We start from the raw sequence: 16,123 nt of genomic DNA, 5'->3' as shown, positions 1-16,123 counted from the left end.
GTCAATCCATGATCTTGTCGGAAAGCTCACCGGTTGACGCGCCGCAACGGGCCGGTTTCAGGGAATACCTTGCGATCGCTCGGCTCGATCATAGCACCAAGCACATCTTCATCGTGCCGGGCATCATTCTTGCGTACTTGCTGCGAGGAGTCCGGACAGATCACCTTCTCCTGTCCCTGGTGCTCGGTTTTGCGACCGCGATCTGCATCGCCTCGGCCAACTACGTCATCAACGAGTGGCTGGATCGCGATTTCGACAAGCACCACCCGGACAAGTCGAAGCGTTCGGCCGTGCAAAGCGCCATGAGCGGCCAGCTCGTCGCTGTCGAATGGGCTCTCCTCGTCACGGTCGGCCTCACTTGCGCGGCGCTGTCGAGCCAGCTCATGTTCTTTGTCGCTTGCCTCTTTGCTCTGCAGGGGATCGTCTACAATGTCGCTCCTTTCAGAAGCAAAGATAAAGCCTACCTCGATGTGATTTCGGAATCGATCAACAATCCCATCCGTCTCGTGATCGGTTGGGCGATCATCGATCCGACGTCGCTGCCTCCGGGATCGATCATCCTGTCGTATTGGTTCGGCGGTGCCTTCCTCATGGCCGCGAAACGCCTCTCCGAGTATCGCGAAATCGTCGCGTCTCACGGCGTCAATCTCCTGGTGCGCTATCGTGCGAGCTTCGCTCAGTATACAGAAGTATTGCTGACCGCCTCTTGCTTCGCCTATTCGTTGCTCTCGGTCTTCTTTCTGACCGTCTTCCTTGTGAAGTACCGCATCGAATTCGTGCTCATCGTCCCGATCGTCGTGCTGCTGTTCACAACCTATCTCTCCATGTCGACCCTGCCGGGATCGTCGGCTCAAAAGCCCGAAAAGCTTTTCCGGGAGTCCGGCCTGATTGCGATCGTATTGGCCCTGGTCGCAATGTTCGTATTCACGAGCTTTGTCGACATCCCGTTCCTCGAAGAACTCGCCCAACAGCGCTACATCACGCTGCAATGATGGACGCAAAGATCGACTGGAGTTCTATCCGTCTCGTCGCCTTCGACGTCGATGGAACTTTATACGACCAGAGGGCTATGAGCTTGCGCATGTTACGCGAGATCGCTGGCAACGTGGTTGAGACGCGAAGCCTGAAGGCATTGCGCGTCCTTCACGCGTATCGCCGGCTTCGTGAGAGCATAGGCGATGATGAAATCGACGGCTTCGATGACGTCTTGGTCGCTCGTACGGCGGAGGCGAACGGGGTCGCCCCGGAAACGGTCCGCGCCATCGTCGCCGAGTGGATAGAGAAGCGCCCCCTCGCACACATTCGCGCCTGTCGCTATCCGAACATTGTCGAGTTGTTCTCAGCATTGAATCTCAAGGGGAAGACAATCGGGATCCTCTCGGACTATCCTGCGATCAGCAAACTGAGCGCGATGGAGCTTACTGCTGACCACGTGGTTGCGGCGGGCGATGCCAATGTCGGAATCCTTAAACCACATCCTCGGGGCCTCGAAGTGCTCATGAAAGCGGCTGGAGCAAGCCCCGCCGAGACGATCCTCATCGGCGACCGGATCGAGAGAGATGGCGCAGCGGCACGCCGCGCCGGAGCGACGGCCCTTATCCGTTCCGCCCGGCCGCTCGACGGCTGGCTCCGCTTCTCGACGTACTCGGATGCGCTGTTCGCACCTCTTTTCGATCGGCCGTCGGGATGATCTCCAAATTCGTGCGCTATATCGGAACCGGAGGGGTCGCAGCCATCGTCGACGTTTCCGGTTTTCACGTTCTGCTGAATGCAGGACTTCCGATCGCAATTGCCGCAAGCCTCGGCTGGCTCATCGCCGCGTTCGTCAATTATCACCTGACGAGCCGGTTTGTCTTCGAGCAGGCCGCAAGCAGAGGCAGATTCCTGCAGTTTCTGCTTGGCGCCGCCGCCGGTCTTTCCATCAACGTCGGCGTTACGGTGATCTGCGCCACGATGATCGGCATCGCGCCGATGCCCTCTAAAGTGATCGGCATCGGTACCGCGTTCGTCATCAATTTTTTCATCAATCTGCTTTGGGTTTTCAGAGCGCCGCCTCGAGGCTTAGGCCCGGCGCCTTGATTGCTCTCGTCACGATCGAGAACTACGTTCTATCGAAGCACGTACTCATGGTCCGCTTCTTGGAGAGCAAAATGGCCAATTACCGATTTGCTCGCCTGATCCAGCGGCTGGCAATTCTCTTCATTTGTTTCGGGGTCACCGCGTGTCAGGGGAAGTCGCAGACCGCGCGCGGCGTCTGGGAGAATGTGACTTCGCCGGAGATGCCGGCATCGCTGTTCACAGGGACCGACGGCTTCGGTGTGGGCAACATCGTGGTCGATCCCGCGCGGCCGAGCGATCTTTACGTCGGCGGCTATGGATCGATCTGGAAATCGACGGACTATGGTAAGACCTGGGCGCAGCTTCCCAGCCGGCCCAACCCGCCGTATCTGGCGCTTGGCCATGTGCTGGCTGTAGCGGGCACGACACCCGCGACGCTGTGGATGGCGAACGTCCATGGCGATCAGAAAGTGTTCAAGTCGATCGACGGCGGCCTGACATTTGGGCTCACGGGATCGCTGCCGGAAAAATACGATCCAAGCTTCTACTCGATCGTCGTCGACCCCCACGATCCGTCACACCTGATCACGGGTTTCCATGAAGCTGACCGCCTCGCGGAGTCGACGGACGGCGGCGAAACATGGAGGTTCGTGTCAGGCGCCGGTTGGCCAACGGGCGGCGTATCGTGGTTCCCGTTCTTCGTCGAGACGGGGGACGCTGCGACGACACGCAAGACTTGGTTCGCCATCCCGCAGGACCGCGGCTCGGCCGTTATGACCAGTGACGGCGGCGCGACCTGGACGACGCCCAAGGGCATCGAAGGCTTGACGCATCCGCACGGTGGTTCACAGCTCCACCAGACGGGCCGAACGCTGCTCATCGGTGGCTGGCGGCCGTCCGCGGGCTACGGCGTCTATCGCAGCGTCGATCTCGGCGCCAACTGGACGCGCGTTGCCAGTGGTGACGCCGCCATCGTTTGGGGCTCGGCGAAGAATCTCTACGCCATGTGGGGCTGGGCATGTGCAAGCTGTGGGCTCAAGGAGGGAGGTCCACAGCTGCAGATGGCACCGCAGCCAGGCGATCCTGGCACCTGGACCAAGGAAACGGCGCTGCCCGAGGGCCTCGTCTGGGGCCCGAACAGCGTCGCGGTCACGTCCGACGGCACGCACAACATCTTCGTCGGCTCGATGTGGGCCGCGGGACTATGGCGCTACGTCGAGCCGTAACGCGCCGGTTTTGCTTTTAGGCATTGCATATCGCACCGGCTATTCACCGCACCGTAATGCCGCGACGCTTGCCGGCTCCGCCCCTTAAAAAACTGGAATTCCCTGCCCAGGATCAGACATTGGGGCAATTAACTTTCCAGAAGGAAATGGCGCTTTGGCGCCGCAAATTGGGCTTACAGTCATTTCTTCATTCTTTTTGCTGCTAACTGCCGACGAGGAGAGGAAATCCGCAAAAGCGTTTGGAAGAATAAGGAGCGGGATTTCTCGTTCCATCATCAGACTTCAAATCATCGACTGGATTCGCGAGCGTATCGCTGAATAGGATTTGGTGGCCTGATGCCTGCTGGATTGGCAACTTGGCGGATCTGACGCCGCCGCCGTCTGCAAAAACCTACAAGACATTCGACAACCATCTCCAACGCAATTGGGGCGACGGCGGGTCGGAAGATTGCTATCGTCGGGCGGATGGGAAGTCGCAAGGCAGACCGTCATTGCTGCTGAGGGAATGTCAAGAAAACGTCTTATAGGAATAACCAAACTCATCGATCGGCCGGACTCTGTATATGCCAATCCGTGTGCTGTTCTTAAATACTCGCGATCAGTGCGGTGCGGACGTTGCTGTGCATCTGATGCTCATGGCCAACTTCGCTCCCGACGAAGCTGAGGTCTTTGTTCTGTCCAACAGCGAGGCGGCGGATGCAGACGAAATGCGAATTCGCTTCGCTGAAATGCCTCATGTTTCGAGCGCGTTTCTGCCGCTCGGAAAGCCGGCCGGCGCGCTGGCGAGCAGAAATATGCTGGGCAAAGCGTTTGCCTATGGACCGAGCGCTGCGTCATTGGCGAAGGCTGTCGCGTTCATCAAGCGCAACCGCATACAAATCATTCACGCCACCGACAGGCCGAGAGATGCCAGTTACGCGAGCCTGCTCGGGCGTGTGACCGGGGCGGCGTCTGTCGTACATATGCATTCGCACTTGGGCGATTATCACACGCGCCCGACACTTTGGGGAATGCGCAATGCCAAAGCGATATTCGCCATCTCAGACTACATAAGAAATGGACTGGGTCGTATGGGATTGGATCTGAATAAGATCCATACGATTTATAATGCGGTCGATACCGATCACTTCGATCCGCAAAGAGAACTTGAAAGCCCAGAGGCCATTTGCGCTGAGTTCGGCATTCCTGAAAATGCACCGCTCCTTGGCATTGCTGCGCGGATGAATCCCTGGAAGGGACAGCTCGAGCTTATCGGCGCAGTAGCGCGACTGCGAGAAACCCATCCCGACCTGCACATCATGATCCTCGGCTCCGATGTGCCTGACGTCCGGCGCGACTTCGAAAAGATGGCGCGCGAGGGTGGCATCGCGGACCGCGTTCATTTCGGCGGATTTCAGAAGGATGTCCGGCCGTTTCTTCGCGCGTTCGATCTGTTCGTTCATCCTTCGTATGGCGAGCCCTTTGGTCTGGCGATCGCCGAGGCGATGGCGATGCAAAAGCCGGTCATAGCCTGTGACACCGGAGGCGTTCCCGAAATCATTACGCATGGCGTGGACGGGCGGCTCGTGCCGGAACACGATGCCGAGGCGGTCGCGAGGGAAATTGCCACGTTGATGGGCGATCCCGAACTCCGCCGGCGATTGGGAGAGCGCGCCCGGCAAACGATCCGCCTGCGTTTTTCGCCGCGCCAGCAATGTCGCGAAGTGGCGATGCGCTACGAAAATATCGTCGCTGCTTCCAGAGGCGAAGCATTACGAAATATTCCGAATTCGTTGGGAGTTGATGGAGGTCCACGATGCTGACAGTTGACGACAGTGCGCGCCCGGCAAGTGAAAAAGCTAATCCACTCACCGCAGCTGAAAAAGAAGATCTGAAGCAGGCGTTTGCTCGCGACGGCTATTTTGTCATTCGCAATGTCGTCTCGCCGGAGCGGCTGGCCGAACTGCACAAATCTCTCGAGCAGGAATTCGACGCGGCATCGAAGTCAGGCGCCCTGTTTTCGGGAGGCGGTCTCAAGAGCGGCCATCTCAACTGCTTCCCTGGCGCAGGTGCGCGGTTCGTCTACGACACACTGCAAGATAAGGGCATCATAGACCTGATCAAGGAGATCGATCCCAGGGTTGTTCGCATGCCGAATGTGGGGTGCAACTTCAATCTGCCCGGCAGCCACACGCAGCATTACCACCTCGACCGTCCGTTCACGCGCGACTTCATGATCGCCAACGTCGCGGTCGTCGACTCGACTATCGAGAACGGCGCCATGGAGGCAATCCCGGGCACGCACAAGCGATTTTATAAGTATACCCAGTTCGTCCTGGAGCGTGTTGCACGCAACGCCGTGCGCGTTCCGTTGAAGCGGGGCGACGTGTTGGTTCGAACCTCGAACGTATGGCATCGCGGGACAGCGAACCACACCTCGGTTCCGCGCCCGATGCTCGCCATGACTTGGGAGGATGGCGGCAACAACCTCGAAGATCCGTTTGCAGCCGACGGTGGGAAGATCCGATTCCTCCCGAACTGGTTCAAGCCGACCAGAGCGGGACGAATTCGCGAGGAGTTGTTCGTAAAGGTGCCCGTAACCTATTCTGCGCTGCGCTTTGCCCGTTCGCTCGTGGACAAAGAGTACTAAGCAAAAGCCATGCAGGATGAACGACAGGTCGTGGTCGTCGGCAGCGGTCCGGCGGGCGCGGCGGCCGCCCGCGAACTTGTGGAAGCCGGAATCTCAGTGACGATGCTGGAGGCCGGCACGCGCTTTGAGCCTGGTCTGCTCGTGCGGTCGGGCGGTAAGAATCTTTACCGTCGTACCCCCCCGTTGCAGGAGGAGGCCGGCCATTCGGTGTCGGGTGATCCGCAAACCTTGTGCTTTGCGAAGCTGGCACCGGGAGGGCTCTCCAATTGCTGGACCGGCGCGGTGCCGCGCTTTGCTGCGGAGGATTTCACCGAAGGTGAGAGGCTGCACGAACGCTATCGGTGGCCAATCACATACACGGATCTTGCGCCCTATTACGAAAAGGTCGAGCGATCGCTCGACATCACGGCCGATCGCCGGGATAAGCCTCAGCTGCCCGGCGGGTATGCTGCTTATGACCGCCGCATCCCGGAGGATTGGGAAGTTGTGGAACGGGCGGCGAACCGCCATGGCCAGGGCTTCACGGTCTATCCTCTCGCGGACGGCCCGCCGACGATGCTCGTCCGCCGGGGAACGGCCTTCAATAGCTTCACCAACATTGTGTCCCCTCTGCTCAAGTCGTCGAATTTTCGGCTAGTGATCGGCGCGCACGCCTTGTCTCTTGAGTGGTCTCCGGAAAAGGGGAAGGTCGACGGCCTGCTTTATCACGACCGTCATACGGGCGAGACGAAACGCATCGAAGCGGAAGCCGTGATAGTTGCGTGCGGTCCGCTCGGAACGGCAAAGCTTTTACACAACTCGGTTTCCAAGGACTTCCCGGAAGGGCTGGGAAACTCGGAGGGATTACTTGGACGCTTCCTGCACGATCACCCGCGTGAATGGTGGGCCTTCGAGATGGAGCGTCCCCGCAAGCTTCTCTCTCCTCCTGCTTACCTGACGCGCTTGCCCTACGATACCTCTCCGCCACTCATGGCGACCTCGTGGACACTGGGGGTGGCTAATCTCAGTGATCGTGTTCGAAGCCGCTTCGGTCAGACTGGAACGACGGTCGGCGTACAGATGATCGGGACGATGATCCCGACGGAGGCGTGCGTCGCGAAACCCTCGGCAACGAAGAAGGATGAATTCGGACTTCCCGTCCTCGATGTTTGCATTCGCTACAGTGATGCCGAAGTGGACAATGTCGTGCGTGCTCGCCAGCATCTCCTCAAGGTGTTGGAGGAGGCGGGTTGCCGCGCAACGATCGGAGATGTCGTCCCGACTTTGTTCCCGGGAACCGTCGCTCACTATGGCGGAACGGCCCGGATGCATGCAAAGCCGGAGTACGGCGTCGTGGATGCCTGGAATCGCGTTTATCGCGCTCCGAATGTGCTCGTCTGCGATGCTGCTTGCTTCACGACGGCCGCTGAAAAGAACCCAACCCTGACAGTGATGGCGATTGCGGCGCGGGCGGCAACGCGACTCGCTCGCGATCTGAAGCACACCTGATTTCATCGCATGAAGATCAATGAATTCGGCAAAACCGGTATGCAAGTTTCCGAGATCGGCTTTGGCGGATCGCGGATCGGCGGGTTTTTCGCAAATAAGAACGGCGGCCAGGAAGCGCTGAAGGTTCTCCCGGAGTCATTGGATTCGGGTATCACATTCTACGATACCGCCGACATGTACGCGCAGGGAGAAAGCGAAGCCCTGATCGGGAAAGCCTTCCGGGGCCGGCGGCAGCAGGTCGTCCTGGCAACAAAGGGCGGATACTGCCTTCCAGCTCAGCGCAAGCTAATGCAGCGTATCAAACCTTTGGTCCGCCCGATCGTGCATGCGCTGGGCTTGAAGCGATCGAAATTGCCCTCGCTTGTTTCCGGAGCTCTGTCGCAGGACTTCTCGCCGTCGTATTTGACGGCGGCCCTGGAGGCGAGCCTGAAACGTCTGCAAACGGACTATATTGATATCTACCAGCTGCACAGTCCTCCGCCGGCTTTCTTGCACAGCGATGCTTTCGGTGAGGCACTCGAAACACTCGAGAAGCTGAAGTCACAGGGAAAGCTTCGCTTTTACGGGGTCGCGGTCGAGGCGGCCGAGCAAGCTGAGCTTTGCTTGTCGGCTCCCGGAATTGGCTCTTTGCAGCTTGGATTCGGACTTCTCGACCTCGAGGCGCTGGATCAGGGCATTTTAGCAGCCGCGGAGTCGCGCGGCCTGGGCGTGATCGCACGTGGTTGCTTTGGCGGCGGGCTCCTTAAGGATGGTCTGAACGAAGCGCAATTGGAGGCTGCTACACCCAAGTGGCAACGTATCCTGACCTTGCGCAGGCTCAGTGAAAGCTTCGGCCGGCCGGTTTTGGAAACTGCCCTACAGTTTTGCCGTGCGACGCCCGGCGTCGGCGTAACTTTGCTCGGAATGCACACCGAGCGTCATCTTAGCGAAAACCTGCGCTATGTTCAGGCCCCGCGCCTGAACGAGGGAGAATACGAAGCACTCTGTCACCATCTCCAAAAAGAATGGATCTAGGCTACGGGTTGTCGAATGGCCGGAATAGGGGGCACAAGAAGATGAACATCACGCACGATCGCGCGCGTTGACCGTTTATCTTTACCTTTGATGAGGCCGGACGAGTCGGCGCCTCATGAATTGAGCTACTCTGCCGGTCTTCGCCTTGTCGGGTGCGGAGGCGCGTACTTTGGGCTTAGAATTCAAAGAGACACTCCGCTTGTGGGAACGGAATTTTATGCTGTTATGGAAATAACCGCGTTATACGGGCCTCTGCGAAAATTAGAGTTGACGGATGAATCTCCGCTGGTCGGGAGCAGCTAAAATGCCAGGGCGCGCAAATCGCGTGACAGCTTCGCGACGCGCGATCCCCGCCACGGTGGCAAGCAGGATATTCGCATCCATACCCTTCGTCCTTCTCGGCTGGTGCTTGGTTATTCATTCACTGGCCGACACGATCGGCTCGACTGAAACCGGTCTCAAAGGCGTCCCGGGCGTTACAGTAGTGGGGGGCGGTGGCGGACTGCCTGCAGCTGATTGGCAAAACCGAATATTCCTCTTACTCCTACTATTGACCACGCTATCTCTCGCCATCGTGAATCGCTCGCGATTGAACATGAGGCGACTCTGGTCGTCGCCTCCCATCGTCGCTCTCGCTGCGTTCATGCTCTTCGCCGTGGCGAGCATCACCTGGGCGTATAGCCAGGAGGCAGCATTCAACAGGGTTTGCCTGCAGATAATGGTTCTTCTGCCATTAATTCTGCCTTTCGCCCAAGTATCGCCGGTAACGGACACCGTGCGAACGGCATATCTGTGGTACGCATTCGCGATTTTTGCCAATGTCATTGCCGTCCAAATCCAAGCTCCAGCGCTAAATGCGGACGGGAGTATTTTCGCGTATTTCGGTCTTTTCTCGTTCAAGCAAGGGCTTGGACAGTGTGCCTCGGTCGCAATATTATTGTCTTTTTACGAATTGCTATTTCGGGGTTGGCGGCGGTGCCTTCCCTTCATCGTGATACCCGCATCCGTCTACCTGATATTCGCCAGCCAATCGAAGGGTGCACTGGCATTTGCGCTTGTTGCTCCAGTTCTCGCAGGACTGGCGATCATTGTTAGCAGCAAGCTACGCATCTCCTTGCTCATTGTGCTCGCCGCCATCCCGGCAGCATTCTTTGCTGCATCCATGGTCGCCAATAGCGACCTGACGGGCCGCATTTCCTATATGTTCTATGGCGATTCTACTCTGTCGAACCGCACCGTGATCTGGGATTTTGTGCAGGGCCAATATTTGCAAAGGCCTTGGTTCGGGTGGGGGTTCCACTCCTTTTGGCAAGTGGGACCTGATGCGCCGAGCGTGGCGCAGGCCCCGTATTGGGTAAAGCACATTATCGGCAGTCATTCCGGCTATCTCGACGTGAAAGTCGAGACAGGAAGGATTGGCTATACGTTGTTCATTATTTTCATTCTGGCCACGCTTTTCGCATTGGATCGCGTAAGGCGGCGAGACCCGGTTCGTGCTTGGATACTGCTTTCATTGGCATTCTACGTCATCATCACGAATTTGATCGAAACCGTGTGGTTGGGAACAAATGAGGCGCTGTGGCTTCTCTTCGTGCTAGTCGTCGCCGAGACCACACGTTATCCGGCAGCAGTTAGCGAGCCGCCTTTCGCGAAGAACAGAGGCAGCCGGGCGCGAACCAGTGGCTATGTTGGGAGGCGTGCGCTTCCGGGAGGAGCAGCTGCACGAATAATGTCCCGGAAATTAATACCTGGGGGAGCAGCGGGGCGTGGACGCCCCTTATAGCAATTCCATTGGTTCAACACCGGGCTCGCGATTGAGCGGTCCGGCGACGGGACGAGGGTGGGAAGATCGGCTGATAGTTGAGGGAAAAGAGAAATGTCTCTCGGCCTTAGTTGTGGCTGGATAAATAAGCGAAACTGTATCGCTTTATTGGCCGCCTTTGCCGCGTGTTCGTTGCTGCTCTCGAACATACCCACTCGGGTAATGAACCTCGGATCTAGAATAGCCCTTCGACTTTCTGCTGTTGAATGCAGCCCAGTGATGGCCGCCGCGAGACCTGATCATCGGCCTTCCCAAGAAGATGCAAAGGCCTTCTCCTATCCAGTTCAGGCATCCGGCCGCCGGTTCGTCGACCAGAACGGAAATGTCTATCTGCTGAAGACAATGTCATCATGGGCGCTGGCGCAGAGATGCCCCAACTCCGCGATTACAAGCGCCTTGGAGCGATTGAAATCGCTCGGTTTCAACGCCGTCACCGTGGCTCCGTTCGGCGTGCATTTGAACAACACCTTCGGCGACCGCTATGTGAACGATGTAGGGCAGAAGTTTTTTTTAGGCGCGCCATATGCATCGTCTTTTGGTCCGGCCTGGGCGTCCATGGATTGGATCGTCGAGGAAGCGACGCGGCTGCACATGACCGTCGTGTTTTCGATGTTCCTTAGCTTTAAAGATACCGGAACGGCATCGGAATTGATCAGTGCAGGTTCAGCCGGAGCCTACGACTATGGCAAAACGCTCGCTTTGCGATACGCGAAGTATCGCAACATTGTCTGGCACGTCATGGGCGATTTCGAATGGTATGCGAGCGATCCGATGGGTCGGCAAGTTGACGCGGTATTCCACGGCATAGCGGATGGGGAAGGCTCAAACCACCGCTTGCAGATCGCGGAACAGCATGGCGGATTGACCGGCTACCAACAGTTCATTGTCTCGCAAGACGGAGAGGGTGGCTACCAGTGGTTCAAGCCAAGCGCCAACACGCTGTACAACTACGGCAGCAATTCTGTTGAATTGTTCGATGCCGTATATGGAGAAGCAGGAGCCGGCAAATACGGGGTCATTGACATCGAACCACCTTACGTCAATTCGCCTCACTATGGCGGCAACAAAGACCAGCAGTACCGAGAAAGAAATTATTCGGTTTTCCTGGGCGGCGGCATTGGGATCAATTTCGGTCATGAAAAATGGTGGCCGTTTGGTGCAGCCGGCATCTACGATGGTGGCGCGGGGTGGCTCGAAATTCTCGACGAAGCGCCGCAGCTTCAGGCCAAATACGCTTGGTCCTTGATCGACAAGTATGTCGCCGATCCATCTTGGAGCCGCGATGACGGCAACTTCGTCAAGTTGGGCATTGGCGATGGCGACACGAAAGCCGCGTCCGGATATTCGAAACGCGCCGCGGTTGCTTACTTTCCGACGGGGCGTCCGGTAACGGTCGATACGACTGTGATTGCGGGGCCGATAAGCGTGAAATTGAGTTGGTATGATCCAACGACCGGCAAATATTACCTTATTTCTGAATCCGAAGCCGCAATGGAAACCCGCCCAATCCCGTTTCCGGAAGCCCATCCGGACGGTTCAGCCGACTGGGTCCTCGTCGTCGAAAGAGCATAGTTATCTGGTGCCATCCCGATCGAGTCATTTGCAAACTGATTTAAGGCAGATCTTCTCTGCGCATTCCAAAGGTGGCGTATATAATTCACTGTCCGCTACAACTCATTGGAAAGCCTAATGAGCCAAATCATCAGCGGGACCTTGTGGGTCAGCGCGTGGTGCAGCGCAAACCCTTGTTTCAAGGCGTATTCGCGGAATGATGCTGCAAATGTAAATGACGCATTGCCGCCATTACAGATTTTCGACGCCGAAAGGAAACGGGCGCGGTTACCAATATTCTGGGGGCGGGCTTTACTCAAAAACGCACACGCCGTATCGTCGGATTATAACAAATAAGCAGCCGAATTCGGGGCGAATTTCTATTAATCTCGTGACGACGACGAGCTCTAGTCTTCCGGCTGCGCGGCCTTGGGCGCATCGATGCGGACCTGGGTAGCCGGGAGGAGTGGCGCCTAAAAGGTCGAGTAGACGGCCCTGATTTTTCCTGGCCGTCATCATCGACCACGGTGTCAGGAGGCAACGGCATGCAAGAAGGAAGTCTGTACAGAGGCGACATCGTCGAAGTGCGCAGCAGCCGCGAAATACTCGCCACGCTCGACGAGCAGGGGGCGCTCGGCGCGATGTCCTTCATGCCCGAAATGATACCCTACCTGGGTCGACGCTTCACGGTTTCGGCGCGGGCGGACAAAATCTGCGATACGATCGGCAGCACGCTGCGGAGCCGGCGGATGACCGACACCGTGCTGCTCGACGACCTGCGTTGCGACGGGACCGCTCACGGCGGCTGTCAGGCCGAGTGCCGCATCTACTGGAAAGAGGCGTGGCTGAAGAAGGTCGACAAGCTCAGCGCTCCGGCCGTCGCGCAGAACGCTGCTGACATCGCCGCACTACGGGCGCGCATTGAACCGAACGTCAGGGCGTCCGGTGAGGGCGAAGGCGACGACGTCCGCTGGAAGTGCCAGGTGACCGAGGCCAACAGAGCGTCAGCGCCGCTATCGAACACCGACCCACGTCCCTACTTCAACGAACTTCTTTCGGGCAACGTCGGACCACTGACCTTCGTCGAGGTTATGTTGCGGGCGGCGTACATGCAGCCAATGCATCGCTTCAAGATCCTGCGCTGGCCCAAGGGGCCGAACGTGAAGTCGCCGCCGCGGCCGGAGCCGCTGAACTTGCAACCCGGGGAATGGGTGCGGGTGAAGTCACAGGAGGCAATCGAGGCGACGCTCACGACGACGGGCAACAACCGCGGGCTACATTTCGATATCGAGATGGTTCCATTCTGCAACCAAGTGATGCAAGTGCGGGGGACAGTCACCCAAATCATCGAAGAGCATACCGGCCGCATGCTGCGCTTCCGCAATGAATGCATCAAGCTGGAGGACGCTGTCTGCTCGGGAAAGCGCAGCACTGGGCGCTTCTTCTGCCCGAGGAAGATCTACCCGTATTGGCGAGAGGCATGGCTGGAGCGCGTCGACCCGCCGGGCGTGCCGAATTCAAAACACGGTCGTGGGGCACCGGCAAAATGCCCAGGCGGTGAGGCGGCTGCAACGCAATGGGAGGCGAGCGGAAGCGATGAGCGTATATGATGAGGCCGCGCCGACCGTCAGCATCTGTCTGCCGGTCTACAACGGTGAGAATTACGTGGCCGAGGCGATCGAGTCGCTGCTCGCGCAGACGTTCACCGACTTTGAACTGATTATCACCGATAACGCATCCACGGACCGGACGGAGGAAATCTGTCGTAGGTTCGCCGCCGCCGACCCCCGCGTCCGATATCACCGTAACGCTCGCAACGTCGGTGGGGCCCGCAACCAGGAGATCGCCTGTCAGCTCTCTCGCGGTCGCTACATTCGGCTCTCGGCTCACGACGACACGGTTGCGCCGTCCCATATAGAAGAGTGTATTGCTGTCCTAGAGCAGCGGCCAGACGCCGTCATCGCCTTCACCGGCACCATCGTGATCGACCAGGAAGGCGTCGAAGACAAACGGTACCGCTCCACGCGCGGTACGGCCGACACGCCGTCGCGCCGCTTCCGCGAGTTGCTTTTTCGCGACCACAATTGCGATGCCATCTATGGCGTCATGCGCGGCGACGTTCTGCGCAGCGTGCCGCCGATGGAGAACTTCATCGACGGCGACAAGGTGTTCCTGTGCCGCTTAGCGTTCCGCGGGCCCTTCGTGTCCATCGACCGGCCGCTGTTCTACAAGCGCTACCACCCGAAGAACTGGGTCGGGAATTGGCGGGACCGGATGGCTTGGTACAACCCGCAAGCCAAGGGCAAAGTCTCGTTCCCGAACTGGCTCGAGCTGTTCAGCTTCTGCAACGCGATCGCGACGGCGCCGATCCCGTTGCGGGAGAAGCTGCGCTGCGGCGCGAGCATGGTGCACTGGGTCGCGCGCTACTCGCCAGGCTTAATGAAAGATCTGCTTGTTGCTGCCGGCTCGCTGGTTCCGCGGGCGCGGCCCCGGGAGGGTATCTATAACTGGGAGTAAAGGCCCGGGAAGGCATTACTGCTGTTATTGCGAGCGTCAGGCGGCATTCTATTTGCATGGCTGGACGGTACGACATTTGTAAACATCGATCAGTGTACCAGAGTAATAACGTGAAAATCTTTTTGACCGGCCATAAGGGCTATATCGGCACAGTGATGACGCCGGCCCTGCTCGCTGCAGGACACAGTGTTACGGGTTGCGACAGCGATCTTTATGAGCGCTGTACGTTCGCCGACGGTGGAAAGATCGTCGATATTCCGTCGATCCGAAAGGACATCCGCGATCTTGAACCGAGCAACCTGGTTGGATTCGACGCCGTCGTTCACCTTGCGGCCCTTTCCAACGATCCGTTGAGCGATCTCAACCGCGATACGACGTATGCCATCAATCACCATGGCAGCGTGCACGTTGCTCAGATTGCCAAGAACGCAGGGGTCGGCCGCTTTGTCATGGCCTCTTCGTGCAGCAATTACGGATTGGCGGGCGACGATTTCGTTGACGAGACCGCTGCGCTCAATCCTGTAACGGCATATGGCGAATCGAAGGTCTGGTCCGAGCGCGACATCTCGAAGTTGGCGAGCGACGATTTCTGCCCGACGTTCTTGCGCCCCGCCACCGCCTACGGACTTTCGCCAAGAATGCGCTTCGACATCGTCCTCAACAATCTCGTTGCCTGGGCAGTGACAAAGGGACTGATTTACCTGAAGTCGGATGGCACACCCTGGCGCCCGATCGTGCATATAGAGGATATTTCGCGAGCCTTCGTTGCCGCGCTGGCTGCACCTGCAGAAAAGATCTTCAATCAAGCATTCAATGTCGGTAGCACGTCCGAAAACTACAGGATCAGCGAGATCGCAAACATCGTCGCCGAGGTGGTGCCGGGCTGCCGCGTCGAATATGCGGCCGATGCAGGTCCCGACAAGCGCTGCTACCGTGTGAACTTTGATAAAATCACCCGCGCGCTGCCGGATTTCAAACCGCAATGGACGGCGCGGGCTGGAGCTCAACAGGTTTACGAGGCGTTCAAGGAATCTCGCCTGACCCTCGAAGAGTTCGAGGGGCCGCGCTACCAGCGCATCGCGCATATTAGACGGCTCTTGGCGGACGGCATCATTAATCAAGACCTTCGCCATGTGAACGCAAACACGGCTCTGGCGCAATAAATCAGCACGAGCGATCTGGGGCCGGAATGCACGGCGGTTCATCGCTTTTCGGAACAGGTTATCGGTCGCGATCCGAGGGAATTACGGATGATCTTCACGGAAACTAAGCTCAAAGGCGCGTTCATCATCGATCTGGAGCGCCGTGAGGATTCGCGAGGTTTTTTTGCGCGCGGGTTCTGCCGGAAGGAATTTGAAAACCACGGCCTGAAGCCGGATATCGCGCAGGCCAACATTGCCTCGAATCTCAAAAAGGGAACGCTTCGCGGCATGCACTTCCAGTTTCCGCCTGCCGCGGAGACAAAGCTCGTTCGCGCGACGAGAGGTGCCATTCTCGATATCATCGTCGATCTACGGCCGGAAAGCCCCACATTCCTCCAGCATATTGCCGTGGAATTGAACGATGACAATCAGCGTGCGCTCTATGTTCCGGAGCGCTTTGCGCACGGCTACCAGGTTCTACGCGACAACACGGATACGAGTTATCAAGTCGGCGAATTTTATTCGCCGGAAAACGAGTCCGGGTTGATGTACAATGACCCGCGGTTGGGCTTGTCATGGCCGCTGGAAGTCAGCGTTATCTCGGAAAAGGATCGGAAATTCGCAGCCTTCGACGACGTCGAGGCGACTGTAAAGAAGCGGATGAATGTAGCCTGAC

At 58.0% G+C, this 16,123-nt stretch carries 14 protein-coding genes; all 14 read left to right on the top strand.

Annotated features, from left to right (window positions below; translation table 11 throughout):
* Positions 1-8 precede the first annotated feature (8 nt).
* The 14 genes from BM399_RS09770 (at position 9) to rfbC (ending at position 16,122) form a co-directional block, all read left to right on the top strand.
* Positions 9-992 carry a UbiA family prenyltransferase gene (locus BM399_RS09770; protein WP_092868149.1) on the top strand — a complete coding sequence of 328 codons (984 nt, stop codon included), beginning with the start codon at positions 9-11 and terminating at the stop codon, positions 990-992.
* Positions 989-1,690, top strand: coding sequence for an HAD family hydrolase (locus tag BM399_RS09765; RefSeq protein ID WP_092867515.1), 702 nt, complete (start codon positions 989-991; stop codon positions 1,688-1,690). Before BM399_RS09770 ends, BM399_RS09765 begins: the two co-directional genes overlap by 4 nt.
* Positions 1,687-2,079: a GtrA family protein gene (locus BM399_RS09760; protein ID WP_092867513.1), complete on the top strand. Its 393-nt coding sequence runs from the start codon at positions 1,687-1,689 to the stop codon at positions 2,077-2,079. Before BM399_RS09765 ends, BM399_RS09760 begins: the two co-directional genes overlap by 4 nt.
* Before the next feature lie 71 nt (positions 2,080-2,150).
* A complete protein-coding gene (locus BM399_RS09755) occupies positions 2,151-3,284 on the top strand; it encodes a WD40/YVTN/BNR-like repeat-containing protein (protein WP_143111398.1) in 1,134 nt (377 codons plus the stop codon).
* 563 nt (positions 3,285-3,847) lie between these two features.
* Complete coding sequence (locus BM399_RS09750; protein ID WP_092867509.1) at positions 3,848-5,086, top strand: glycosyltransferase family 4 protein; 1,239 nt, start codon at positions 3,848-3,850, stop codon at positions 5,084-5,086.
* Positions 5,080-5,913: a phytanoyl-CoA dioxygenase family protein gene (locus tag BM399_RS09745; RefSeq protein WP_092867507.1), complete on the top strand. Its 834-nt coding sequence runs from the start codon at positions 5,080-5,082 to the stop codon at positions 5,911-5,913. Before BM399_RS09750 ends, BM399_RS09745 begins: the two co-directional genes overlap by 7 nt.
* Positions 5,914-5,922: 9 nt before the next feature.
* Positions 5,923-7,401, top strand: coding sequence for a GMC oxidoreductase (locus BM399_RS09740; RefSeq protein ID WP_092867505.1), 1,479 nt, complete (start codon positions 5,923-5,925; stop codon positions 7,399-7,401).
* A gap of 9 nt (positions 7,402-7,410) precedes the next feature.
* Positions 7,411-8,415, top strand: coding sequence for an aldo/keto reductase (locus BM399_RS09735; RefSeq protein WP_092867502.1), 1,005 nt, complete (start codon positions 7,411-7,413; stop codon positions 8,413-8,415).
* 304 nt (positions 8,416-8,719) lie between these two features.
* Positions 8,720-10,198: an O-antigen ligase family protein gene (locus BM399_RS09730; RefSeq protein WP_177228117.1), complete on the top strand. Its 1,479-nt coding sequence runs from the start codon at positions 8,720-8,722 to the stop codon at positions 10,196-10,198.
* Positions 10,199-10,456: 258 nt separating this feature from the next.
* The gene (locus BM399_RS09725; RefSeq protein ID WP_177228116.1) at positions 10,457-11,809 is read left to right on the top strand and encodes an apiosidase-like domain-containing protein; all 1,353 of its coding nucleotides are present in this window, start codon (positions 10,457-10,459) and stop codon (positions 11,807-11,809) included.
* Positions 11,810-12,333: 524 nt separating this feature from the next.
* A complete protein-coding gene (locus BM399_RS21155; RefSeq protein ID WP_177228115.1) occupies positions 12,334-13,398 on the top strand; it encodes a hypothetical protein in 1,065 nt (354 codons plus the stop codon).
* The gene (locus tag BM399_RS09720) at positions 13,385-14,305 is read left to right on the top strand and encodes a glycosyltransferase family 2 protein (RefSeq protein WP_177228114.1); all 921 of its coding nucleotides are present in this window, start codon (positions 13,385-13,387) and stop codon (positions 14,303-14,305) included. Before BM399_RS21155 ends, BM399_RS09720 begins: the two co-directional genes overlap by 14 nt.
* Positions 14,306-14,361: 56 nt before the next feature.
* On the top strand, positions 14,362-15,468 hold the full coding sequence (locus tag BM399_RS09715) for an NAD-dependent epimerase/dehydratase family protein (protein WP_177228113.1): 1,107 nt from the start codon (positions 14,362-14,364) through the stop codon (positions 15,466-15,468).
* 87 nt (positions 15,469-15,555) lie between these two features.
* Complete coding sequence (gene rfbC, locus BM399_RS09710) at positions 15,556-16,122, top strand: dTDP-4-dehydrorhamnose 3,5-epimerase (RefSeq protein ID WP_092867491.1); 567 nt, start codon at positions 15,556-15,558, stop codon at positions 16,120-16,122.
* The last annotated feature ends 1 nt before the right edge of the window (position 16,123 follow it).

Source organism: Hyphomicrobium facile (assembly GCF_900116175.1).
GTDB classification, from domain to species: Bacteria; Pseudomonadota; Alphaproteobacteria; order Rhizobiales; family Hyphomicrobiaceae; genus Hyphomicrobium_B; species Hyphomicrobium_B facile.
The sequence above is the reverse complement of the archived record's forward strand: the minus strand, read 5'-3'. Positions and strand labels throughout refer to the sequence as shown.

Coding starts and splice junctions, on each gene's coding strand:
- BM399_RS09770 (WP_092868149.1), top strand. CDS start 9: ATGATCTTGTCGGAAAGCTCACCGGTTGACGCGCCGCAACGGGCCGGT.
- BM399_RS09765 (WP_092867515.1), top strand. CDS start 989: ATGATGGACGCAAAGATCGACTGGAGTTCTATCCGTCTCGTCGCCTTC.
- BM399_RS09760 (WP_092867513.1), top strand. CDS start 1,687: ATGATCTCCAAATTCGTGCGCTATATCGGAACCGGAGGGGTCGCAGCC.
- BM399_RS09755 (WP_143111398.1), top strand. CDS start 2,151: ATGGCCAATTACCGATTTGCTCGCCTGATCCAGCGGCTGGCAATTCTC.
- BM399_RS09750 (WP_092867509.1), top strand. CDS start 3,848: ATGCCAATCCGTGTGCTGTTCTTAAATACTCGCGATCAGTGCGGTGCG.
- BM399_RS09745 (WP_092867507.1), top strand. CDS start 5,080: ATGCTGACAGTTGACGACAGTGCGCGCCCGGCAAGTGAAAAAGCTAAT.
- BM399_RS09740 (WP_092867505.1), top strand. CDS start 5,923: ATGCAGGATGAACGACAGGTCGTGGTCGTCGGCAGCGGTCCGGCGGGC.
- BM399_RS09735 (WP_092867502.1), top strand. CDS start 7,411: ATGAAGATCAATGAATTCGGCAAAACCGGTATGCAAGTTTCCGAGATC.
- BM399_RS09730 (WP_177228117.1), top strand. CDS start 8,720: ATGCCAGGGCGCGCAAATCGCGTGACAGCTTCGCGACGCGCGATCCCC.
- BM399_RS09725 (WP_177228116.1), top strand. CDS start 10,457: ATGGCCGCCGCGAGACCTGATCATCGGCCTTCCCAAGAAGATGCAAAG.
- BM399_RS21155 (WP_177228115.1), top strand. CDS start 12,334: ATGCAAGAAGGAAGTCTGTACAGAGGCGACATCGTCGAAGTGCGCAGC.
- BM399_RS09720 (WP_177228114.1), top strand. CDS start 13,385: ATGAGCGTATATGATGAGGCCGCGCCGACCGTCAGCATCTGTCTGCCG.
- BM399_RS09715 (WP_177228113.1), top strand. CDS start 14,362: ATGGCTGGACGGTACGACATTTGTAAACATCGATCAGTGTACCAGAGT.
- rfbC (WP_092867491.1), top strand. CDS start 15,556: ATGATCTTCACGGAAACTAAGCTCAAAGGCGCGTTCATCATCGATCTG.